Below are 21563 nucleotides of genomic sequence, written 5' to 3' on the forward strand. Positions count from 1 at the left end.
TCCGTCTTTTAAAAGATAAGAACTCACGGAAAAACCTCTTTGAAAATGATTAAAAACTATTGACTAATCGTAAGAAACACCCTGCCAAAAGGCAGGGTGCATCGATATTTGCGGCGTCCAAGCCACGCTCCACAACGTGTTCCTCTAGGGAATGCTTGTCCGTCTTACGCAAATGAGCTCATCGCGTCTCTAACAATAAGCCCTAAACGGCAATAAGTCAATGCATTTCGCTCATCGCAACGCGTATTCGGCCGCTGTGATCTTGTAGAGCACATGTCTTTTCAACGGGCTGCCGTCTTTCAGTTTCGGGTGGTCGAACTCGCCCGCTTTTTTCATGCCGATCCGTTGCATGACCGTTTCGGAAGGATGGTTGAGCGTCGCTGTAAATGACAGAATTTCATTCAAACCCAAAACACCGAACGCGTAATCCAGACAGGCTTTTGCCCCTTCTGTGGCATAGCCCTGTTTCCAGAATTTATTGTCCAGCCGCCAGCCAATTTCAACTGCACCTTGGAAACCGGCGTCAAAGCCCACTTCCAGCAATCCGATAAAACCGATGAACGCAACGTCTTCCTTGCGTTCGACTGCCCAGATACCAAAACCTCTTTCATCTGTATGCTGCTCGAAGCGCTCGATCAGACCATCGGATTCAGCTTGCGTCAGCATGTTCGGAAAATACTCCATTACCTGCGGATTTGCATTCATGCGGGCAAACGCTCCTCTATCGTCAGCCTTCCATCTTCGGAAACCCAGCCGTTCTGATTCGAAAATGTACCTGCCGTCCATCATGTCGCCGCAGCCGCAGCTGCTTCATCCGCCTTCACGCAATCGATTGCCACGACAAGCGCAATCAGAAGATGTTCCATCTCTTCGTCGATCACTTTAACCTCGTACGTGTCGCCCCAGGTCAGCCATTGCTTGCTGACGGAACCGACGACTTTGCCGTGCTGCAATACTTCGAAATTCATATCCCACCAATTGCCCTGCACTTCGACCCCTTCGGCATCAATGGTGTATTTCGCTTTGAAAAAAGTGAATTCCTTTTTGATTGTCAGCACTTCACGGCCATCCACTTCCACGAAAAACTTCGGCAGCAGGCTGAATGTTTTTTTGGTGATCAACGCAATTTCCTTGCGGGTAGGATCCATGATGGTGAATGTCTTCGGAATTTGCAGGAAGCTGCCTTCAACGTAATAGATATCCTGCTGTTCCTTGTCCTTCACCGTGAATTTGCCGCTTAGACTAAAGACTTTCTGCTTCATGTAAAGCTGTCTCATTGCCGTTCCCCCTTATTCGTTTTCAATTGACTTATCAATCGGAAATCGTGTGAAGAAAATCGTGCCTTCAGGACTGGTTTCAATTTCGATTTTAGCGTTGTGCCTCGCTGCTACAGCGTAGCAGATGCCAAGGCCAAGACCCGTCCCTTCATCTTTGGTCGTGTAGAAAGGCGTGCCGATTTTCTCGATGATTTCGGAATCGATTCCGCAGCCCTGATCCTGCACCGCCAGCACGACACAATTATCATTCTCCACATAAGTCCCGATTGTCAGCGTCCGTCCCGGTTCCATCGCTTCCAGGCCGTTGCGGTATAAATTGATGATCAATTGACGGATTTCGTTATGATTCAGCAATAAATCAGGAATTTCCTGCGTATAGATCTCAAGGTGTTTATTTTGATTGAACGTATCGACTTTGATCAATGGCGAGATATCATTGATGATGGTATTCAGATTCATCTTTCTCATATCCGAAGTCCGGGTGTTGCCGACCGACAGGAACTCTGTGATGATGGCATTGGCACGATCGAGTTCATCAATCATCAGATTGAAATGCCCTTCGTGCGGCGCCAATAATTCATCTGTTTTCAGCAATTGCAGGAAGCCTCTCACCGTCGTCATGGGGTTGCGGATTTCATGGCTGATTCCTGCTGCCATCTGGCCGATCAAGTCCAGATTCGCTAACCTCTTCAGCTCTTTTTCATACTTCTTTTTTTCCTTGACGTTTTTGAGCATACAGCAAATGCCATCGTCGAAAGGATACGCCGTTACTTCATACCAATAATCTTCCTCGTCGGATTGCGTCTCAAAACGCACGGTCATCCGCTCATCCATCGCCCGGTGGAATTCAGTATAGATGACGGTATCCACTGTATCCGGGTAGACTTCCCAGATGTTTCTTCCCATCACATCTTCCGCTTTTTTTCCTCCAGGCAGAAAATGATGCTGATTCATGAAGACATATTCCCAATTTTTATTCAGCGCGAAAAATCCGTCGGTAATACTTTCGACGACACTGTTGACCCGCTTGTTTGCAGCGTACAGTGCACTCGTCCGCTCTTCGACCATCACTTCCAATTGATCCATGTACAATAAATTCGAGAATACCGGCGCAGTAGCGTCCACAATCGATTGAGCCAGAAGAATCTGCGGATCTTCAATATAATTCTCCCGTTCCAACGAGCTTATCGCTGAAATGACGCCCTGCACTTTCCCCATCGAAACCAACGGAAACAATAGTAGATCTTTATCGCCGTTCAGGACCAGCCGCATCCGCTTCCTTAAAGAAACCGCGTCATCCAGTAATTCCTTATAGCTGGCCAGCGAACCCAGCTGTATCAGGTGTTCATTCCATTCCGCTTCCGTCTTTTCGCCTGCCTTATAGAATTCCAGCCGCTTGCCGCCTTGTTCCAAGGAAGGCTTTACAATATGCGCTGCAAGCTCACAGCCGGCAGCCGTTTTATCCAGGTAAGTGAAACAGGTTTTCAAGCTTTCCCGTATCGTCGAACACAGCGACAGCTCTTGGGCAAGATCCAGCAGCAATTGCTTTTCTTCAAGCAATTTTTCTTTCTGGGAAATGGATTTCGCATTTTGAATGGCGACGGCCGCCATATTCACGTAAGCTTCAACACTTTCTATCTCGGACTGGGTCAAATCCATCGGTGTGCCGGAATCGAACAGAAACACCAGGCCGAATAATTCCCCGTTATAGGAAATCGGCAACGCCAGCAGCGACTTGATCTGGAATGCTTCAACCGAACGCGGATCCGGACGATGGTCGGTCGCGGTGTCCCGTATATAGATGGTTTTTCGGGTTGCAATGACATCCGCTGCGAGGGGATCGTTTGCCGGATCGATTACCTGCGATTGCAAAGTCATACCACCCATCAGCTCAGGTTTCCCCACGAAGCCCCGGTAAGTGCCATCTTTTTGCGGCAGGTAGATGCCAACTGAATTGCATCGCACAATCTCCTCTGAAATGGCCGTTGTCACCTGCTCCAGCACTTCCCGCAATTCCAGTTTCGTATTAATGATTTGGGTGATATTGGCAAGCCTCGAATATCGCGACTGTTCGTTCTCCATACAAGTATTCTCCAATCTATGCCTGGCAAATTAAAAATCATGTATCTCTCGAATCAATTTCATACTGACATTGATTCGATTGCTCCCTACATTTTACCAAAAAGAACCCACAGATACGCGGGTCAACCTACTTTATTAAACTGACCCCTAAGAATTTATCGGAATTGGCACTTTTAAGTGGGTCAACCCTTTGCTATTCTTATCAGGAAAGTAAGATGACTAAAAGAACCGAAGAAAGAAGGTAAATCCATGCAAAAAACAACTGCCCCAACAACTGTTTCCAGCAAAAGCACGTTCGACCTGATCCTGACGTCGATGGCGATTGCGCTGGTATTCGTAGCTACATTATTATTGAACATCCGATTGCCGATTGCCGCAAACGGCGGACTTGTCCATCTCGGAACAGCGATGCTGTTCATCATCGCCATGCTTTTCGGCCCGAAAAAAGCCGCGCTTGCCGGCGCTTTCGGTATGGGATTATTCGACCTGGTATCCGGCTGGACAGCCTGGGCACCGATTTCATTTATCGCACGCGGCCTGCAGGGCTATATCGTCGGCCAGATCGCCTGGTCCGCTAGCCGCATGGGCAACAGCAAAACTTTCAACATCGTCGGAGCCATCGCCTCTGTGCCGGTCATGCTGGCCGTCTATTACATCGGTGAAGCCATCATCTTCAGCAACCTGATCATCCCGGCCGCTTCGATTCCGGGCAACCTTGTCCAAAACGCTGTCGGTCTCATCGTCGCCATTCCGGTGGTCATCGCGTTGAAGAAAGTGCCGTTCTTCAAAAGAGATTTCCAAAAATAAAACCAATAAAGGAGAGAGCTTCCGTGACGGAAGCCTTCTCCTTTTTATGTGCAGAAAAATTCTTTCTCATTCTATCCTATGTAATGGCGAATAATTTGATAGCACGCAATGGCCAAACCTAAAAAGCAGGCTTTCATTTTAGCTGTATGATACCTTTCACTCCGGAATAAGTAAAAGAAAACAACGACAAACCCGATAGGAAACATGAGCTGAAATTCACCGTCTCGGTCTGAATAGCTGGAGTAAATCGGCATGATATAAGCACTGATCAAAAAATAGAAGTAAACCGTAAACTGACGGTTCTCCAGTTGCTTGCTCCACTTCACTAAAAGGTAAATAATAATGACCGCCATAATCATGACATGCAAAGAAGGCAGCATAAGCGTCCCGTTTCCTAGTTTGAACTCCATTCGGATTCACCCATCTTTTCTATTACGTATTCTGGTATACAGCAAAATTTGAAATACCAATTTATAGTATTTCCACATATTTTATGTAAAACCCTTTATTGGGGGTTAAAAGCTTTAGGATGAAAAGCTTTCGCGGACGCGAAAGCTCCTTTTAAGACATTGGAGTTTTTCGCATGGCGAAAAACATCCGCTTTAAGCTTTTGAATTTTGGTGTGGGAAATAGGAAGCTGGGTCAAGCTTTACAGATTACGTAAATTCACTAAATTTCGCACATATTTGGTACTGCGCACATAAATTTTATTCACCGCACACAAGTCTCTCTCACCGCTCGCAAATCTCGTTCACCGCACACAAATCTCGCTGTGCGCACATAAATCCCACTCACCGCACACAAACCAAAAAAAGAAGAAAGCCCCACCCGGGACTTTCTCCTCCACTCATCTATTTACGCTTTTTCTTTAACAGACTTCGCTCCTGCTCCGACTGTTTCATTTGTATCAACTTCAATATTATTCAAACCAAGTGCTTTATCGGTCATTTCATGGATTTCCTTGAACAATTCAGGGTTGTCCACTAATGAGACGCCGTACGATGGCACCATTTCACGGATTTTCGGCTCCCATGCTTCTTTTTGTTCCGGGAAGCATTTATTGAAAATCTCGAGCATTGCATGCACTGCTGTAGAAGCACCCGGGGATGCGCCAAGAAGTGCGGCAATCGAACCGTCTTCAGCTGTTACGATTTCCGTACCGAATTGAAGTGTTCCTTTGCCTTTGTCGTCTGTGTCTTTGATGACCTGGACGCGCTGGCCGGCTACGACTACGTCCCAGTCTTCAAGTTTTGCGTTCGGGATGAATTCACGCAATTCTTCGACGCGTTTTTCATCTGACAGCATAACTTGCTGGACGAGGTATTTCGTCAAGCCCATTTCTTTAGCTCCAGCTGCAAGCATCGTCAAGACGTTGTTCGGTTTAACCGATCCGATCAAATCCAGGTTCGATCCAGTTTTCAGGAACTTCGGTGAGAAGCCTGCAAATGGTCCGAACAGCAATGATTTTTTATTGTCTATATAGCGTGTGTCCAAATGCGGCACGGACATCGGCGGTGCGCCGACTTTCGCTTTACCATAGACTTTACCGTGGTGCTGATTGACAAGCTCCGGTTTGTTGCAGACCAGGAACAAGCCGCTTACCGGGAAGCCGCCGATTTGCTTGGATTCCGGGATGCCTGTTTTCTGCAATAAAGGCAAGCTTCCACCGCCGCCGCCGATAAAGACGAATTTTGATGTATGGTATTCGATTTTGTCGTTTTTCACATCGTGGACTTTGACTTCCCACGTGCCGTCGCTCAACCGTTTGATGTTTTTGACGGTATGCTCGTAGTTCACTTCGACATTTTCCTGCTCCAGATATTCGAACAGCATTTCAGTCAATGCGCCGAAGTTTACATCCGTCCCAGTGTCGATTTTCGTTGCCGCGATCGGCTCCGCAGAAGTACGGCCTTCCATAATCAACGGGAACCATTCTTTCAATTTTTCAGGAGAATCCGTGAATTCCATGCCGTCGAACAATGGAACCTGCGTCAACGCTTCAAAACGGTTTTTTAGGAATCGCACATTGTTTTCACCTTGCACCATACTCATATGTGGAATCGGCATAATGAAGTCCTGTGGATTCGTGATGCGTTTGTTATTTACAAGGAACGACCAGAACTGTCTGGAAAGGTGGAACTGTTCATTGATCTTGATCGCTTTGTCGATTTCGACAGTGCCATCCGCTTTCTCCGGGGTGTAGTTCAATTCGCATAACGCCGCATGTCCTGTACCCGCATTATTCCACTCGTTGGAGCTTTCCGCTCCCGCTTTCTCGAGTTTCTCAAATACTTTGATTTCCCAGTCCGGTGACAGCTCTTTCAACATTGAGCCCAATGTCGCGCTCATCACGCCGGCTCCGATTAAGATAACGTCTGTTTTCTTTGGTACACTGCTCATTATACCCTTCCTTATCCTATAAATTTGCAAAAAAATGCCGGCCATCCTGCCTCATTCGTTCTCAAGCCAGTCTTTCCGGAAGTCATCTCTTTGCCTCAGTTTTTCGTAAAATCTATCGCAACTTGCCATAAAGTAAATAGTTCTACTTCTAAATGATAATTATATACCATTTCCGGGCGGCAATAAAGAAAAGCTACCTATTTTACAGGGTATGAACGTAAAATTCTTTAGCTGGCTCAAAAATCTTTTAATTTCCTATGGAGAGGATAAAAAGTCGGCACAAGAATAAAAACACAAAGCAAAAGCCCACGATTCCGATATATCCGGAATGCGGGCTTTCAGTACTTGTAAGGAAACTCAATCGTTATTCATGAAGTTCTGCTTCTCCAAATAGCTCAGCACTTTCTGCGAAAAGGCCGTATGCGATTCTTTCGTGTACTTCGCCATCGTATACACTTGGGCCAGGTTTTTCACACCCAGCTCTTCCACCATTTCTTTCAGGCGCGGAATGGCCATATACCGGTTCCATCCGTTTTCATTCCGTTCCTCATAGATCTTCAAAATGTCGTCCTCTGAATAATCCTGGTACTGCTCATAATGGACGATCCCCTCCAGCGGCAAACGGTCCCGCGGCGCCGGATCTTCTGCCGGATAGCCAAGCGAAAAGCCGACAATCGGGACAACGTTTTCCGGCAGATTCAATAATTCGCCGACCTGGTCACAGTTCGCCAGCGTCGATCCCATATAACAGATCCCGAGCCCCCGGTTTTCCGCCGCCAGCGCGCAATTCTGCGACGCCAAAGTGGCATCGATGGCGCCGATCATGAGGCTCATGAAATTATCGAAATGGACCGGCGCGTCATTGAGCACCAGCCATTTCCGCATCCTATTGAAATCCGCGCAAAACGTCACCAATACCGGTGCATCCACTACCATCGACTGCTTCATATGCGCTTCGTACAATTTCTCACGCAACGCTTTATCTTTCGTCACCACAATCGAATAGGTCTGCATATTGCCGCTCGAAGAAGCCCGTATTCCCGCTTCCAGTATCTCATCCAGCAATTCTTGGCTGATTTCACGGTCCTCGTATTCGCGTATTGATTTATGGTTATGTATAACATCCTTCAATTCCAAATTCACCACTCCCTATGATAAATAATAGCATTAATAGGAATGTTCAGATATTGGTTTTAAGTAATTGAGTTCGGATTCCTTTTTATCAAACAAGGAAATTCCTCCCCCAACGTCAAATAGTTACAGAATAAAGAGGGGGAATTGTCATGCAGGAACTGGCTGAAAAAATTTTGACGGCATTGCCGACGATGGACTTCGAAAAATATTGGGACGCATTCCATGGAAGCGCATTTGCCATTTACAACGCCGACGAAGTCTGTCTGTTCAATCATCCGAAATGTGCCGGCAATTCCTATATCTCCATTCCCAAGACTGATCAATTTGTTTCCTGCACTTACATATTCTTTGAAGAAGTTCCCACCGCGATCGTCGATATCCGGTATTTTGATTCGTTTGAGGATATTTATTCGCTTATCGTCCATGAATCGTTTCACGCCTACCAGAATTCACTTGGTGAAAGCCGTTTTCCAAACGAAGCCATCGGTCCCGCCTTCCCTGCCGATTTTCAGCTCATCCAGCTGCGCATCCTGGAACGAAAGGTGCTTTTTGATGCTGTAATGCAAGGTTCGAACGGCCATCTGCTGGATGAATTTATTGCGCTGCGCGATGAACGGCTACGGCTTTTCCCCGCGGTGGTCGAATATGAAAACCGCGTCGAAACGATTGAAGGTCCTGCTTTTTTCGTAGAATACCAGGCGCTGCGTGAGATCGACGACAGTGAAACCGCTCTCCAGCGCTATTCCAGCCTGCTGTTGAATGCTGAAGATTCCCATGTCCATATCCGCAAAAGCTGCTATGGCTCGGGGCTGTTTCTCTGTCTGCTGCTCGATCAGATTGCTTCCCGCTGGCAAGACGATTTCATGCATTCCGAACTCGACCTTTATCATTTTTTCAAAACGCTGAAACCTGATTATCGCTCTGCCCCCATTTCGTTGGATGGCAATAAAGACGAAGTAAATTACATCATCGAGAAAATGCAGCAGCAAAAAAAGGATGCTTTTCAATCCTTCAATGATCATTCCGGCATCAAGCTGACGCTTACGGGCACGATCCAATCTGCCGGTTTCGATCCGATGAACCTCGTTATTCACGGCAACCAGGCCCTCCACAAGCATTTTTTGAAAATACGCATCGGTTCAAATGAATATTTTATAGATGGTCCTGTGCTGACCCTGTTTGCCGATGATTTTATGAAGATAAAGACACTGGAAGTCTTTTTGAAAGAACCGCCTGCCAGATCGGGCGATTCGCTTGAGATTGAAGGCATGGGCACGTTCACGGGTCATATCGATGATACAAACAAATCTTCAATTCAGGTTTCATTGAAATAAAACCGGAAGGAGCCAGGAAAATGGAGATTGAGAATCTAATCAGCGTGCAGACCAGAGAAGAATTACGTGCCTGGCTGGAAGAACATTCGCGGACAGAAAAATTCTGCTGGGTGCTGCTGGGCAATGCTGACCAGGCAGATCGCCTCCAGTATTTGGATGCGGTGGAAGAAGCATTGTGTTTTGGCTGGATTGACAGTACCAAAAAGAAAATATCCGATACTGAACTGGCCCAACGCCTTTCTCCGAGGTCGAAAAAGAGCAATTGGACCGAGTTGAACAAAGAAAGAGTGAGGAGACTGGAGAAACTGGGGTTAATGACAGAGGAGGGCCGGAAAGCCCTTCCCGACATGCGCCCTGAAGCGTTTACGATTGATGAAGAGATTGAAAAACGGTTGAAAGAAGACGAACAGGTCAGCCAGAACTTCCTCAATTTCCCGGAACTCTACAGAAGGATTCGAATCGACACAATCCAAAGCATAAAAAAAACCCTGCCGTTTTCAATGCAAGGCTGGATAAATTCATAGAAAACACACGCGCCAATAAGATGTATGGGCAGTGGAATGATAAGGGGCGTTTGCACAAGCAGGAAGAAAAATATCCATAAAAAAAACCGCAAGCACTCAGTGTGCTTGCGGCAAAATCGAGAGGTTCGATTTATTTTTTCAGATCAAAACGGTCAGCGTTCATCACTTTGTTCCAAGCTTTGATGAAGTCGCGAACGAATCTTTCTTTGTTGTCATCTTGTGCATATACTTCAGCAATGGCACGAAGAATCGAGTTAGAGCCGAATACAAGGTCAAAACGTGTCGCAGTCAGGCCTGTTTCACCTGTTTTGCGGTTTTTGCCTTCGTATTTGTTGAACTCGGACGGCGTCCAATCGATGTTCATATCCAGTAACTTGACGAAGAAATCATTTGTCAACACACCGACGTTGTCAGTGAAGATGCCTTCTGCAGCGCCTGCATGGTTTGCACCAAGGGCACGCATACCGCCGACAAGCACAGTCATTTCCGGTGCAGTCAAGCCGAGTAATTGCGCTTTATCAAGCAGCATCTCTTCAGGGCTTGTCGAATATTCTTTCTTCTGGTAGTTTCTGAAACCATCCGAAACCGGCTCCAGCACGTCGAAGCTTTCTGCATCCGTATGTTCTTCAAGCGCATCTCCGCGGCCTTGGGCAAATGGTACTTCCATATCGAAACCTGCCGCTTTTACAGCCTGTTCGATTGCAGCATTTCCTCCAAGGACGATCAAGTCAGCGATGCTGATTTTATTGTCCATGCTTGCTTGCAGTTTTTCATAGAAAGAAAGCACTTTTTCTAATTCTTCCGGCTCGTTCGCTGCCCAGCTGCGTTGTGGAGCGAAGCGGATGTGAGCTCCGTTTGCACCGCCGCGTTTGTCTGAATCGCGGTATGTGCTGGCAGATGCCCAAGCAGTTTTGATCAATTGCTGCGGGTTTAATCCGCTTTCCATGATCTTCCCTTTCAGCTCTTCCAATTCAGCTGCAGTCAGAACGCCTGGTGCTGCTGGAACTGGATCTTGCCAGATCAATACTTCTGTCGGTACTTCCGGTCCCCAATAACGCTCGATTGGTCCCATGTCGCGGTGAAGAAGTTTGAACCAAGCACGGGCGAACGCATCCTGGAATTCTTCCATGTTTTCATAGTAACGGCGTGAAATCTTTTCATAAGTCGGATCCATGCGAAGCGCCATGTCCGCTGTTGTCATCATTGTCTTCACTTTGACGGAAGAATCTTCAGCATCAGGTGCCATGTGATCTTCCGGTAAATCTTTAGCCGTCCATTGGTATGCGCCGGCAGGAGATTTCGTCAATTCCCATTCGTAGCCGAATAATTGCTCGAAAAAGCCGTTGTCCCATTGCGTCGGGTTGGCAGTCCAAGCACCTTCGATACCGCTTGAAATCGTATCGCGGCCTTTTCCTGAACCGTAAGTGCTCTTCCAGCCGATTCCCTGGTTTTCCATTACGGCTGCTTCCGGATCGTCACTGACGTTGGAAGGATCTCCAGCGCCGTGGGCTTTACCGAATGTGTGGCCGCCTGCGATCAACGCAACAGTCTCTTCATCGTTCATACCCATACGTCCGAAAGTTTCACGGATATCGACAGCACTTGCAAGCGGATCCGGTTTGCCGTTAGGCCCTTCCGGGTTCACATAGATCAAGCCCATCTGAACGGCTGCGAGCGGGTTTTCCAACTCGCGGTCGCCGGAATAACGGTTGTCTTCCAGCCATTCTTTTTCATTGCCCCAATATACGTCTTCTTCCGGTGACCAGATATCTTCACGGCCTGCCCCGAATCCGAAAGTTTTGAAGCCCATCGACTCAAGTGCCACGTTACCCGTCAACACAAGCAAGTCAGCCCATGAAATTTTGTTTCCGTATTTCTGCTTGATCGGCCAAAGCAAACGGCGCGCTTTGTCCAAGTTTACGTTATCCGGCCAGCTGTTAAGCGGTGCAAAACGCTGGTTTCCGGTAGAACCGCCTCCGCGGCCATCTGCTGTACGGTATGTCCCTGCAGCATGCCAAGACATACGGATGAACAGACCGCCGTAATGTCCGTAATCAGCCGGCCACCAGTCCTGGCTGTCAGTCATCAAGTCACGAAGATCCTGTTTCAGTGCAGCGTAATCCAATTTCTCGAATTCCGCTTTATAATCAAACTCATCCCCTAGAGGATTTGTTTTTGTATCGTGCTGATGCAGAATATTCACATTCAGCATGTTCGGCCACCAGTCTTTGTTCTGTGTTTTGCCTGGTTTGTTGGATGTTGTTATTGCACTGTCAGCGTGTCCGCCTGTTTGGCTGCTTGGCTGTCCGCCGCCTGCACCAGTAAACGGACATTGTGCATCCGAAGCTGCAGTGTGGTTTTTTTGCTCGTTAGTTCCTTGTTCATTGTTTCCCATTCTCTAAACCCTCCTAATTGATAATGAAAAAACTAAATCTCTCTTTAAATCTGCGATTTTTATGCATTACTGCTGGCAGATAATAATTCTTACATTAGAATTATACTAAACTAGAGAGGGACTGAACAGCAGAATGACTGCAAATGACGATTTTTTTCATATACACCCTAATTAATGTAAAAAAGCGTATGCGGACGGTTTCATTCCAACCGCCTGAATACGCCAGCCAATATTTTATTCACCGCTGAAGAAATGAAAACAAATGGATGTTCAGCAGACCAATTAACCCTACATCTTAAAAAACGTTGCCGGGCATTAACAGCAGTTCCGGAATGAATATGGCTCTTTTTATCCTGACCTCCCTTCCTAATTAAACATATTGAAAAATGAGGCGAAAAGGACAAAGATGATAAGAACGACAATTATCCCGATAATAACGCCTGGAATCACGACGATGAAAAATCCTTTCCAGGATGACACCTGATGTGCTTCACCCACCGCCTTACAGACGATGACAAATGTCCAGATTGAAACTGCGGCCATTACAATAGACATGATGACCGTAATCGGATTTCCTTCCACATCCATACGATCCGCAAAGAACGTTTCCGGGGATGCCAGGGCCCAGATGATCAGCAGCGGCAGGAGCCAAATCTGCGGTATCTGCGCTGTGGGAAGCGCCTTAAACATTTCCTGATAAGTGGCCTTTCCTTTGAATAGGCGTCCGACCAGTGTCAAGATAGCGGCACCTATAAAATAACCGAAGGCACTTCCGATCGGACCGCCGATCAACACCTGGAAAAAGGCCGCCCAGGGGCCCATTTCAGCGCTGCGGTTGTTCATGAGTCCAATCAAGCCTGATGCAAACCCCGTGAGGACAATCAGCAGAATAATGTATTGGGCAGATTTCCGTTCGATGACGAAACGGACGGTTTCACGCGTTCGCAGCCAAATATCCGTGAAAGGATTGATATCTTGCTCCTTGCGTATTCGATCTTCCCTTACCATGGTTTCTTCCTCCTTTCTTTGTGGCGATAATCGTGTACGGCAGAGGCATCTCCTATTTATTCTAATGTATAGCCTGATGCATTGCTAATATATTTATCAGAATTATCAAATAATTTAAAGCGATTTGCTTTTATTTATTACTCTTCAATTTGAAGAGGTTTGTTCAGCAATGGTTATACAAGCAAAAAAGCGGATGAAATTTGCTCACCCCCTTTTTTCCGTATTTTATCCTGCAGTTGAATAGACGATCCTGTTTCTGCCGCTGTCTTTTGCCGCATAAAGCAATTTATCCGCTTTCTTCACCAATTGATCCGGTTTTTCTCCGTTTTGCTTACAACTTCCGAAACTCATGGTCACAGAAAAAGTTTCTCCGTTGCTGTTGAATACGTGGTCCGCAACGGATTTCTTGGTTGCGACCAGCAGCTTATCCACCTCATCCTGTTTATTCGTATAGAGGATGATGGCGAACTCTTCCCCTCCATACCTGAATACCCTTCCTTGTTTGACTGGAATGATGGAAGTGATGATCGCGCCAACTTCACGCAAAACGGCATCCCCCATCACATGTCCATACTTATCATTTACCGCTTTGAACTTATCGATATCGGTGAGAGCAAGGTGGAAATCTTTGCCGCTCTCCAAATCTTTCCGCAGGCATTCCTGAAATGACCGATGATTTAGTAAGTCGGTGAGGTAATCCCGGTTTGCCGCTTCTGCCAATATATTTTTATCTGAATGATGCTTTCTTTCTCTCGAAACGATAATGCCGCCCAAGCCGCCGATTATCACTAAAAAGACCGTCTGACTGATATATTCGGTAAAACTATTTAACGTAAACACGTCCGGGACCTGTGTGAAGAAAATAATCGAATAGACAAAAATGAACAGGAATGCAGCGATTATTCCGCCTGTGAACCTCCAATAAACCGTGATATGCAAAATAATTAAATAGGCCAAAGGAAAAAGCGGACTGTCCACTCCCCCAGTTAAAGGTATAAGGGCAGAAAAAGAAATAAAGTCAAAAAGCGGCCCGCATTTTGTCATGATCGTGTATCTTTTAGATCCTTCAGGTGATTTATGTAAATAATAATCGGAGACAGCCATGTATAAGATGCCAAACGCAACCAAAGATGAGAATAGAATCATTGTTGTCCGGTCTGGCTGTCCAATGTATTGAATATAAAAAACAGCTATTGCCATGACCAGAAAAAACCAGCGCAGCGAAGAAAAGATAATCTCCAGCGCATGATCCGAATGATGCGTATTCTTCGATAAAATCTTCATCCTTTTCACATCCCATACAAATTCTTACTTTTCTTAATTATAAGGTAAAAATTATTATTTGCGCTAATTTCAAAAAAATTATCACGCTTCAGGCCTATCCATGGGCAATTTCCCTTCATAATAAAAACTGCCCCAAAAGTTAAACTTCCGGGACAGCTCCTCTCATTTCCGCGCTTCTATTCCAATTCCTCTTCCGCAATCAGCTTGAAGCCTTCGATGATCGTATCTTCTTCCACTTCAATCAGCAAACAGCGCTTGCCGTTGTAATTCACTTCTTTGACGTAACGTAAGTCTTGCGGGCTGATCTTGATATCCGCGACTTTCGTGCTGATCTTGATCGATTTCGAAGCGTAGCTTGGTACAATATGGCTCGCTTTCATCTCGTAATTGCGGTCTTCCACAACTTGCTGGAATGCCCGCTCCACTTTTTCCGTGCTTAAATCCTTCACGCCGCTCGCCTTCAGCACCCGCTCCATTTCTTTTGCATCCAGTACAGGCGTCTCTTCGTCTTCGTCGTCGTACTCTTCATCCACTACAAGCATGGCGTTGATTTCGTCGTAGACGTTGGCCAGCGTTTTCGAATTCACTTCGTCCCCGATGACCGCTTTGACGATTTCCTCGAATACCGCTTTATCTTCTTCTGCCGTGACGATTTCGTCTCCGTTCAGCACATTCTCGATAAACTGGAAATCCGGTTTATTGGCCTTGCTCGCCGCGTAAAGCACGTGATGGATGTCTGCCGCATTGTCCGTAAAGCTTGGGAACAGGAATCCGCCGATCGGCGATGTCAGTTTGATGACCGGATCCGTCACCAGGTTCGATTTGAATTCCTTTTCGACGAAATCAAACACCAGCGAACTTTTCGGCAGCTCGGTCGTGTTCATGCTGCACAGGATAAACGGCGTCGTGAACACTTCATCGCGCATATCGATCTCTGTTTCATCCGCCTCGCGCTTCGTCGTCTTGAAATAAGTCCCGCGGATGAACGTGACGACCATGTCCTTCTCATACTGCTTGTCCAGCACCATCTTGAGCGCAAGCTGCTGCATATTCTCCTGCCACTCGGCCGAATCGTCCGCTTCCAGCCCTTCATAGAGAAGATGCTGCGTGTGGTCCGTCTGCCCTTCTTCCTGCGGCTGGAACTTCACTTCGAACAGCTTCTGATCCAGCTTCCCGCCCAATACCTTCTTGAAGTTGGCAAGAAACAGCTCCTGCTGCTCCCGGTCCAATAACGAAAAGGAACGGCTTTCTTCGTGAAAAATTTCACTGCTTTCCTTTTGGATATATACATTATAAATTTCATTGATTTTCAGTAAATCCGTATCCAGCTTAAACCGTTTGCGGATATCGGCTATGTCTTTCTTATTCATCTTTAATTCCAACTCCCTGATTAGTAAAATCCGTGCTGTCTATAAAAAAAGAGTATCGAAAGCTGGGATTCAGCTCTGACACTCTACCATTATAACAATATCTTTCACTGCCGTTTAATCCGGTTTTCTATATAGCTGCGGCGGTCTTCCAGGAAATCCGGAAGAAATAAAGGAATAGCATCATAATCCTCTGTTTCTCCAGGCAACTTTACGAAGTTCGTCTGTTCAGTGGCTACTTCTATCAATAAATTATTCGGCTCACGGTAGTATAAAGATTCAAAGAAATCACGTTGTTTTATGCCCGAGTATCTGAAATTGATGTTCAGGATCATTTCTTCCACCTTCAGTAAATAATCACGAGTTACAGCATTCAGCGCAATATGCTGGACGGAACCGATGCCCTCCTGTTCAATATCACGGTTACGGTCTTCAATCAGATGGAGCTGCTGGCCAAACAAAACATGATTGCGTCCCAAGACGGTTACCTGGTGATCATTGTGTTCATAGGTCTCTATCTTTTGTAGATCGTGCATTTTTATGAATGCACGTGCAGAAGCATCTGCGTACCGTACGCGGCACTGGAAAGAATCAATGCCCAGGATTGCATGCTCCAGTGGAATACCAGCCGATTGATGCGGTGCCTGCTGAGATGGATCGCCGCTTCTCAGAGGTGTCAACGCGAGCTGTATGCCGTCACGGTCTTCAAAATGAAGATATTTTCTGCCCTGATATTGTTCAATTTCACAATTGAATACATCAAAGGCTTCGAAACGGGCTAACCAGAATTCGAGCGACGCTTCAGAAGGCACTGCAAAAACAGTGCGTTCCAGGCTATTGGTGCCAAACTGCTTTTCCGGGGCGCTTGGCATTTCAAATACGCTGAATTCGGTTCCTGGACGGCCTGCTTTGTCGCCAAAGAACAAATGGATCATTTCTATCTCATCCTGGTTTACGGTTTTCAATAGAAATTCCAAACCGAGTAGCTTATGATAAAAATCAAAGGTCACGTAACGGTCACGGTTGATAACTGACACATGGTGGATAATCGGACTTGTCATAGGACACACACCTGCTTTATTGGGATGGGAGAATGAATTATGGAACAGTTTAACATAGCTGCAAAATCAAATACATCCTTTGTCGTTTTTCACGGTACAGGCGGAAATGAATATTCGCTGCTGCAAGTTGTAGGGGATATCGATCCGACTGCCAATATCCGCGCCTACATCGGTGAAGTGGGCAAAGGAAAAGAACGCCGCTTTTTTGCACCGCTGCAAAACGGGCAGCTGGATCGGGCAGACCTTGATATCCATGTAGCCGCATTTTTGAAAGACTGGGTTGAGCAAAAACCTGAAGGCAAAGTCATCATGCTTGGCTATTCGAACGGAGCCAATTTCTTGCTGGCGCTTCTGGAAAAAGAGCCGAACCTGGCAGATGCAGTCATCCTGATGCACCCTTCTAATCTAACTTATCATTATTCCGGTATATCCCATACGACGCTTATTATGACCGCCGACGCACGCGATTTCATCTCTATTCCAGGTGAATCCCTGAAATTATCGAAATCGCTCGCTGCCCATTTCCCGCAAACCACGTTCAAATTATTTGATCACGGACACGAAATTGCAGACGATGAGGTCCAATGGCTTCGTGCCCATCTAGCACAACTATAAGGATAAAAAGAGAAAAACATACAGAGTCGTTTTCTGTATGTTTTTTACCACTTCTATATCGAGTTGAAATTAGACCATTCTAGCTTTCAACCACTGTTTACCCTTTCACCTCATGCAGCCGCCGATGGAGCTGGTGAACCATTTCCGCGAGTTCCGGAACAGGGCCGTCGACTGCCGGATCTTTAATGACATCTCCAATGGCCAGATTCCGGACAGGCGACGGCGGAGCACCTAATTCACTTAGCCAGCCGCTCAATTGCTCCGATGAACTGGCGTAAACGATCCTGCCGAGGCCAACCCAGCCGTGAGCCGCTGCACACATCGGGCAATGTTCGCCGGACGTGTAAACCGTCGCCTTGCTTCGTTCTTCAGGAGACAGGTTATTGGCCGCCCACCTGGCAATCGCAAATTCGGGGTGTTGCGTATGGTCGCCTCCCGCCACATGGTTATGGTCTTCAAACAGCACTTCGCCATCAGCTGAAACCAGTATGGATCCGAACGGCTCATCGCCTTTCTCCAAAGCCGTTTCGGCCAATACCACACAGCGGTGCAAATGTTTTAAATCGATTTCGTTGATCATTTTGGGTCCTCCTTTTTAATGCCCTTTATCTTTAATATTTATGGTTGGCGTATAGAATCTCATGATTTGGATGAGTTGATCCGCCATATACGCCGAGGCGTTTTTGAAATCTGATTCGATCCATTCCTGGATTATGCCGATAATGCCGTATATCCGATAAGTGATAAAAAGCTCAATATCAATATTGGGCGCATTTTCAGTAATCGGGAATTCAAATTCTTCCCGGAATAAGCGATTCAATTCTTTTATCATTTTCGTGTGAAACGGATATGTGGTTGAAGGTTTCAGCATAAGTCTGTAAAATCTTTTATTCTCCAGGAAATGATCAAAGAGAATAATGGAACTCGCGGGTATTTCGTTGAAATCGACAACCGATAAACCAGCATAAGGTTTCCGGATCGCTTCCGTCAATTGCTCAAACATCCCCTCCACAATCTCTTCCAATAAATCTTCCTTTTTCTCATAATGGGCATAAAAAGTTCCACGATTGAAATCTGCCCGCTTAACGATTTCTGTAATCGTGATCTCATCGATGCTTTTTTCTTCCATCAGGTCCAACAGAACTTCGCTGAGTTTCTCTTTTGTCCTCATCACACGCTTATCGGGATATTGTATAGGCATATTCAGGCTCCTTCTAAATACTTTTAACATACAAATTCCAATGCTTTGTCCATTAACATACATTTTTCTAATTATTGCATATTGAAACTCTTTTACAACTATTTTATGCTTGAAGCGTCAATATATCTCGACTTCAAGATAATAAAGTAAGAGAAGTGTAAATTCTTCGCTTCGGCACGACCAAAAATTTTATTAAAAGGAGAGATTTCAAATGAATTTCGAAGGCAAAGCAGTCATCATTACAGGTGCAGCCGGCGGTATTGGAAAAGAAGTAGTACGCAAATTAGCCAACGCACAAGCGAAAGTCGTATTGGTGGATGTAAACGAAGATGCGATCAAAGCTGTCCAAAAAGAACTGGGGTTAACAGAAGCAAATAGCCTAGTCGTCAAAGCGGATGTTTCAAACGAAGCAGAAGTCAAAAGTTATGTAGATCAGACCATCTCCAAATTTGGACGCGTTGATGGCTTTGTAAACAATGCTGGTGTTGAAGGACCCGCTAAGTCGATTGAAGAAATTACAGAAAAAGATTTCGATTTTGTCTATGGCATCAATGTAAAAGGCGTACTTTACGGCCTGAAATATGTGCTGCCAGTAATGAAAGAGCAAAAATCCGGTTCAATCGTGAACACATCATCAGTAGCCGGTTTAATCGGTTCACCGAACATGGCCTTGTATAATTCGTCTAAACATGCGGTCATGGGCCTTAACAAAGTTGCTGCTGCAGAAGCCGCTGCATTCAACGTCCGTGTGAACACAGTGAATCCAGGCGTGATCAATACCCAAATGATGCGCAATATCGAATCTAACGTTGCGGCAGGCTCGGCCGAAGGAGCGAAAGCTGCACAAACGGCATACAATGACGCTGTGCCGATGAAACGTTACGGGGAGCCTCAGGAAGTAGCGAATGTCATTGCGTTCTTGTTATCTGATGAAGCTTCTTACGTAAGCTCGTCTTCTTATACTATCGATGGCGGTTTGTACAACGTATAAACACGTATACAAAAAGGGATGTCCCAGCAAGTCAGTAAAATGACTCGAGGACATCCCTTTTTTGGGTTGAAATCGGTTCCTTCAGAAAGTGAAATCCTGATTGCAAGAACATCAAACCGTCTTCTGCTGCTCAATATACTCTTTCAATTTTTTCAAATGATCTTTGTCTTCTTTTTTCAGAATCCGTTCGAACACGGGACGGATTAATGCGTTTTTCAAGCCTTTGGAATGGATGGAACCGGTAAAATCGATGGTCGTGCCGCCTTCTTTTGCGGCGAACTCGTACCGGTAAACAACGGTCATGCCGGTACTGTCACTTTTCACCGAATAGGTTTGATGCGGAACGTATTCAGCGACCGTCAGTACCGTTTCGATTTCCCGCCCTCTGACATTTCGGACTTCCTTAATCTCGGTCCCCGCCTGCATCGGCCCGTCCGTTAACTTTTCCGTCCTGATGACAGTTTCCATTATCGCTGTCGCGTGTTCAAAATCCGTGGTGATGTCAAACACCGTTTCCACAGGTGCATCGATATAAACACTTTCCTTAAAAGCCATGTCCACTCACTCCTTCGTCTCTGTAGTGCCTGATGAACGGTGATGCAATAAAAAGATGGATTCCCCATTCTCTTCATCAACCTGTGCAAACCCCAATTTCTCCAGCAACTGTATAGAAGCAATATTCTCCGGCGCCGCTCCGGCCATAATCTTATAATCGCCCTGCCGCTGGATCCACTGGATCAATGCCCGGGTTATTTCATAGGCATACCCCTGCCTTTTAAAGGCCGGGCTGATGGTATAGCCGATCCAGAAAGTATAATCTTCCTTTTTAATATAGACATCGCCAAGGAGCGTTTGGTCGGCTTTCCGGATGATCGCAAATTGCGCCCCGCTTTCCACCGACTGTTCCTTCAATAAAATCTCTTCATATTCTTCCCGCGACAGCCCTTTAAAATATTGATATTTCATCCATTCCTCGTTGTTGCGGTAGGTGATGAAATCATCGAGATCGTCTGCGGCGAAGGGTCTTGCGCAGCATCTTTGGGATTGGAAGATTGGTTGTGGGTTATTCATGTTAAACACCTTCACTCTCGTTCATCATTCACTGATGATCATTTGAGCTAGCTTAATAGTCTGTAGTTCCTTTTGAACGTTGTTTATCGATGTAATAGTGTCTTGGGATTGTTTAGCTAATTCATCAGGTAGATTTTTAAGCTTTTCTTTAGAAGCTGCTAAATCTTTTTCAGTCTCTTCTTTTATGCGTGCTTCAATTTCAGAAACATCATCATTGTCTTTCCAAAATTGAACTGCATCTAAAGTGTTTTTTCCAGTTTCTTGAACAAAATTTAAAATTGCTTCCGCTTGATTAACAGTAGTAATAATACTTGAAGATAGTTCAACAACCTCATAAGCTTCAATAGTAAGAGTTCTTAAATCATCAATCTGATAAACTAAGTTTGAATTTAATTCTTCTTCAATTAAAAGTAATTGCTCCATGTTTCTTTCTTTTTCATATTCTTCAAATAATGACTTTAATTTCTGATTAGAATCACTTATTTCTTGTTGGATGACAGCTAAGTTCTCTAACCGAACTAAAATATTATTAACTTCATCAAGTTTGATCTTAGCTAATTCTATTTTAGTACCATATTTATTTACAAGAGGTATATTAGTAAGAGTATTAACTCCACCAACAATAGTAATCACTGTTTTAAATGCTCCGGTTGACTCTCTTATAGGAGCTAAACTAGCTTTTAACCATTTAATATTTTCATCAATTAAGTTTATATCCTGATTATATTCATCTAAATCGGAAATTATTTTTGGTAGTTCTGTTTCTATTACTTTTATTGATTCATTCCTAGCCTCTATTACTTCCTTCTCCATTGCATTTATCTCTGCTGATTCACTCGCATTATTGCTGATCGCTAATTGACTGGCTCCATATCCCACCACACCGGAAATAAATATTGAAGAAATTATAGTGATTGGAAACATATATTTTTGAATTGCTTTTTTCGGACCAGACTTAGCTCGCTTATTTTGCATATGCATCTGCAGCTCTCTCTTCTTATAGGATTAAAAT

General features: G+C 45.4%; 20 protein-coding genes and 1 pseudogene. 5 read left to right on the top strand and 16 right to left on the bottom strand.

What is annotated here, in order from left to right:
* Nucleotides 1–231: 231 nt before the first annotated feature.
* The 3 genes from D2910_RS14275 to D2910_RS14285 are packed head-to-tail and all read right to left on the bottom strand — an operon-like array spanning nt 232 to nt 3359.
* Nucleotides 232–789 (bottom strand): GNAT family N-acetyltransferase, encoded by a 558-nt coding sequence (locus D2910_RS14275; protein WP_338088706.1) that lies wholly within the window; start codon nt 787–789, stop codon nt 232–234.
* Entirely contained in the window at nt 786–1277 is a 492-nt protein-coding gene (locus D2910_RS14280) for an LURP-one-related/scramblase family protein (protein WP_117313957.1), read from the bottom strand. Before D2910_RS14280 ends, D2910_RS14275 begins: the two co-directional genes overlap by 4 nt.
* Before the next feature lie 12 nt (nt 1278–1289).
* Nucleotides 1290–3359, bottom strand: coding sequence for an ATP-binding protein (locus D2910_RS14285; protein WP_117313959.1), 2070 nt, complete (start codon nt 3357–3359; stop codon nt 1290–1292).
* A gap of 249 nt (nt 3360–3608) precedes the next feature.
* Here D2910_RS14285 and D2910_RS14290 point away from each other — a divergent pair, with 249 nt between their 5' ends.
* Nucleotides 3609–4166, top strand: a complete 558-nt coding sequence (locus D2910_RS14290) for an ECF transporter S component (RefSeq protein ID WP_101801018.1) — start codon at nt 3609–3611, stop codon at nt 4164–4166.
* A gap of 71 nt (nt 4167–4237) precedes the next feature.
* Here the strand turns inward: D2910_RS14290 and D2910_RS14295 are convergent, their stop codons facing one another.
* From D2910_RS14295 to D2910_RS14305, 3 genes are all read right to left on the bottom strand, one after another.
* Nucleotides 4238–4576 (bottom strand): hypothetical protein, encoded by a 339-nt coding sequence (locus D2910_RS14295; RefSeq protein WP_117313960.1) that lies wholly within the window; start codon nt 4574–4576, stop codon nt 4238–4240.
* 445 nt (nt 4577–5021) lie between these two features.
* Nucleotides 5022–6566 (bottom strand): malate:quinone oxidoreductase, encoded by a 1545-nt coding sequence (locus D2910_RS14300; protein WP_117313962.1) that lies wholly within the window; start codon nt 6564–6566, stop codon nt 5022–5024.
* Between the two features lie 357 nt (nt 6567–6923).
* The gene (locus tag D2910_RS14305; protein ID WP_117313963.1) at nt 6924–7703 is read right to left on the bottom strand and encodes a nitroreductase family protein; all 780 of its coding nucleotides are present in this window, start codon (nt 7701–7703) and stop codon (nt 6924–6926) included.
* A gap of 146 nt (nt 7704–7849) precedes the next feature.
* Here D2910_RS14305 and D2910_RS14310 point away from each other — a divergent pair, with 146 nt between their 5' ends.
* On the top strand, nt 7850–9034 hold the full coding sequence (locus D2910_RS14310; protein ID WP_117313965.1) for a hypothetical protein: 1185 nt from the start codon (nt 7850–7852) through the stop codon (nt 9032–9034).
* A gap of 20 nt (nt 9035–9054) precedes the next feature.
* A pseudogene (locus tag D2910_RS14315) lies at nt 9055–9638 on the top strand (YdeI/OmpD-associated family protein).
* Between the two features lie 50 nt (nt 9639–9688).
* Here the strand turns inward: D2910_RS14315 and katG are convergent.
* The 5 genes from katG to D2910_RS14340 form a co-directional block, all read right to left on the bottom strand.
* Complete coding sequence (gene katG, locus D2910_RS14320; RefSeq protein WP_117313967.1) at nt 9689–11953, bottom strand: catalase/peroxidase HPI; 2265 nt, start codon at nt 11951–11953, stop codon at nt 9689–9691.
* A gap of 366 nt (nt 11954–12319) precedes the next feature.
* Nucleotides 12320–12961, bottom strand: coding sequence for a Yip1 family protein (locus D2910_RS14325; protein WP_117313969.1), 642 nt, complete (start codon nt 12959–12961; stop codon nt 12320–12322).
* Between the two features lie 225 nt (nt 12962–13186).
* The gene (locus D2910_RS14330; protein WP_117313970.1) at nt 13187–14245 is read right to left on the bottom strand and encodes a GGDEF domain-containing protein; all 1059 of its coding nucleotides are present in this window, start codon (nt 14243–14245) and stop codon (nt 13187–13189) included.
* 176 nt (nt 14246–14421) lie between these two features.
* Nucleotides 14422–15615 carry a DUF4317 domain-containing protein gene (locus tag D2910_RS14335; protein ID WP_101801010.1) on the bottom strand — a complete coding sequence of 398 codons (1194 nt, stop codon included), beginning with the start codon at nt 15613–15615 and terminating at the stop codon, nt 14422–14424.
* 104 nt (nt 15616–15719) lie between these two features.
* Nucleotides 15720–16673: a VOC family protein gene (locus D2910_RS14340; RefSeq protein ID WP_117313972.1), complete on the bottom strand. Its 954-nt coding sequence runs from the start codon at nt 16671–16673 to the stop codon at nt 15720–15722.
* A gap of 39 nt (nt 16674–16712) precedes the next feature.
* Here D2910_RS14340 and D2910_RS14345 point away from each other — a divergent pair, with 39 nt between their 5' ends.
* Nucleotides 16713–17288 (top strand): alpha/beta hydrolase, encoded by a 576-nt coding sequence (locus tag D2910_RS14345; RefSeq protein ID WP_117313973.1) that lies wholly within the window; start codon nt 16713–16715, stop codon nt 17286–17288.
* Nucleotides 17289–17385: 97 nt separating this feature from the next.
* On the opposite strand, the gene D2910_RS14350 is transcribed toward D2910_RS14345, so the two are convergent.
* On the bottom strand, nt 17386–17868 hold the full coding sequence (locus D2910_RS14350) for a nucleoside deaminase (protein ID WP_117313975.1): 483 nt from the start codon (nt 17866–17868) through the stop codon (nt 17386–17388).
* A 15-nt stretch (nt 17869–17883) separates the two neighbouring features.
* Nucleotides 17884–18489 (bottom strand): TetR/AcrR family transcriptional regulator, encoded by a 606-nt coding sequence (locus D2910_RS14355; RefSeq protein ID WP_117313977.1) that lies wholly within the window; start codon nt 18487–18489, stop codon nt 17884–17886.
* Nucleotides 18490–18700: 211 nt separating this feature from the next.
* Here D2910_RS14355 and D2910_RS14360 point away from each other — a divergent pair, with 211 nt between their 5' ends.
* Nucleotides 18701–19480 (top strand): SDR family NAD(P)-dependent oxidoreductase, encoded by a 780-nt coding sequence (locus D2910_RS14360; protein WP_117313978.1) that lies wholly within the window; start codon nt 18701–18703, stop codon nt 19478–19480.
* Nucleotides 19481–19591: 111 nt separating this feature from the next.
* Here the strand turns inward: D2910_RS14360 and D2910_RS14365 are convergent, their stop codons facing one another.
* From D2910_RS14365 to D2910_RS14375, 3 genes are read right to left on the bottom strand one after another with little or no spacing between them, the layout of a single operon-like run.
* Nucleotides 19592–20035: an SRPBCC family protein gene (locus D2910_RS14365; protein ID WP_117313980.1), complete on the bottom strand. Its 444-nt coding sequence runs from the start codon at nt 20033–20035 to the stop codon at nt 19592–19594.
* A gap of 6 nt (nt 20036–20041) precedes the next feature.
* Nucleotides 20042–20551: a GNAT family N-acetyltransferase gene (locus tag D2910_RS14370; protein ID WP_117313982.1), complete on the bottom strand. Its 510-nt coding sequence runs from the start codon at nt 20549–20551 to the stop codon at nt 20042–20044.
* A gap of 24 nt (nt 20552–20575) precedes the next feature.
* Nucleotides 20576–21532, bottom strand: a complete 957-nt coding sequence (locus D2910_RS14375) for a hypothetical protein (RefSeq protein ID WP_117313984.1) — start codon at nt 21530–21532, stop codon at nt 20576–20578.
* Nucleotides 21533–21563 lie beyond the last annotated feature (31 nt).

The sequence above is a fragment of the Planomicrobium okeanokoites genome (assembly GCF_003428875.1).
In the GTDB taxonomy this organism is placed as follows: Bacteria; Bacillota; Bacilli; order Bacillales_A; family Planococcaceae; genus Planococcus; species Planococcus okeanokoites.

Coding starts and splice junctions, on each gene's coding strand:
- D2910_RS14360 (WP_117313978.1), top strand. CDS start 18,701: ATGAATTTCGAAGGCAAAGCAGTCATCATTACAGGTGCAGCCGGCGGT.
- D2910_RS14280 (WP_117313957.1), bottom strand. CDS start 1,277: ATGAGACAGCTTTACATGAAGCAGAAAGTCTTTAGTCTAAGCGGCAAA.
- D2910_RS14335 (WP_101801010.1), bottom strand. CDS start 15,615: ATGAATAAGAAAGACATAGCCGATATCCGCAAACGGTTTAAGCTGGAT.
- D2910_RS14285 (WP_117313959.1), bottom strand. CDS start 3,359: ATGGAGAACGAACAGTCGCGATATTCGAGGCTTGCCAATATCACCCAA.
- D2910_RS14330 (WP_117313970.1), bottom strand. CDS start 14,245: ATGAAGATTTTATCGAAGAATACGCATCATTCGGATCATGCGCTGGAG.
- D2910_RS14355 (WP_117313977.1), bottom strand. CDS start 18,489: ATGCCTATACAATATCCCGATAAGCGTGTGATGAGGACAAAAGAGAAA.
- D2910_RS14340 (WP_117313972.1), bottom strand. CDS start 16,673: ATGACAAGTCCGATTATCCACCATGTGTCAGTTATCAACCGTGACCGT.
- katG (WP_117313967.1), bottom strand. CDS start 11,953: ATGGGAAACAATGAACAAGGAACTAACGAGCAAAAAAACCACACTGCA.
- D2910_RS14300 (WP_117313962.1), bottom strand. CDS start 6,566: ATGAGCAGTGTACCAAAGAAAACAGACGTTATCTTAATCGGAGCCGGC.
- D2910_RS14275 (WP_338088706.1), bottom strand. CDS start 789: ATGATGGACGGCAGGTACATTTTCGAATCAGAACGGCTGGGTTTCCGA.
- D2910_RS14290 (WP_101801018.1), top strand. CDS start 3,609: ATGCAAAAAACAACTGCCCCAACAACTGTTTCCAGCAAAAGCACGTTC.
- D2910_RS14345 (WP_117313973.1), top strand. CDS start 16,713: ATGGAACAGTTTAACATAGCTGCAAAATCAAATACATCCTTTGTCGTT.
- D2910_RS14310 (WP_117313965.1), top strand. CDS start 7,850: ATGCAGGAACTGGCTGAAAAAATTTTGACGGCATTGCCGACGATGGAC.
- D2910_RS14370 (WP_117313982.1), bottom strand. CDS start 20,551: ATGAATAACCCACAACCAATCTTCCAATCCCAAAGATGCTGCGCAAGA.
- D2910_RS14350 (WP_117313975.1), bottom strand. CDS start 17,868: ATGATCAACGAAATCGATTTAAAACATTTGCACCGCTGTGTGGTATTG.
- D2910_RS14375 (WP_117313984.1), bottom strand. CDS start 21,532: ATGCATATGCAAAATAAGCGAGCTAAGTCTGGTCCGAAAAAAGCAATT.
- D2910_RS14325 (WP_117313969.1), bottom strand. CDS start 12,961: ATGGTAAGGGAAGATCGAATACGCAAGGAGCAAGATATCAATCCTTTC.
- D2910_RS14365 (WP_117313980.1), bottom strand. CDS start 20,035: ATGGCTTTTAAGGAAAGTGTTTATATCGATGCACCTGTGGAAACGGTG.
- D2910_RS14295 (WP_117313960.1), bottom strand. CDS start 4,576: ATGGAGTTCAAACTAGGAAACGGGACGCTTATGCTGCCTTCTTTGCAT.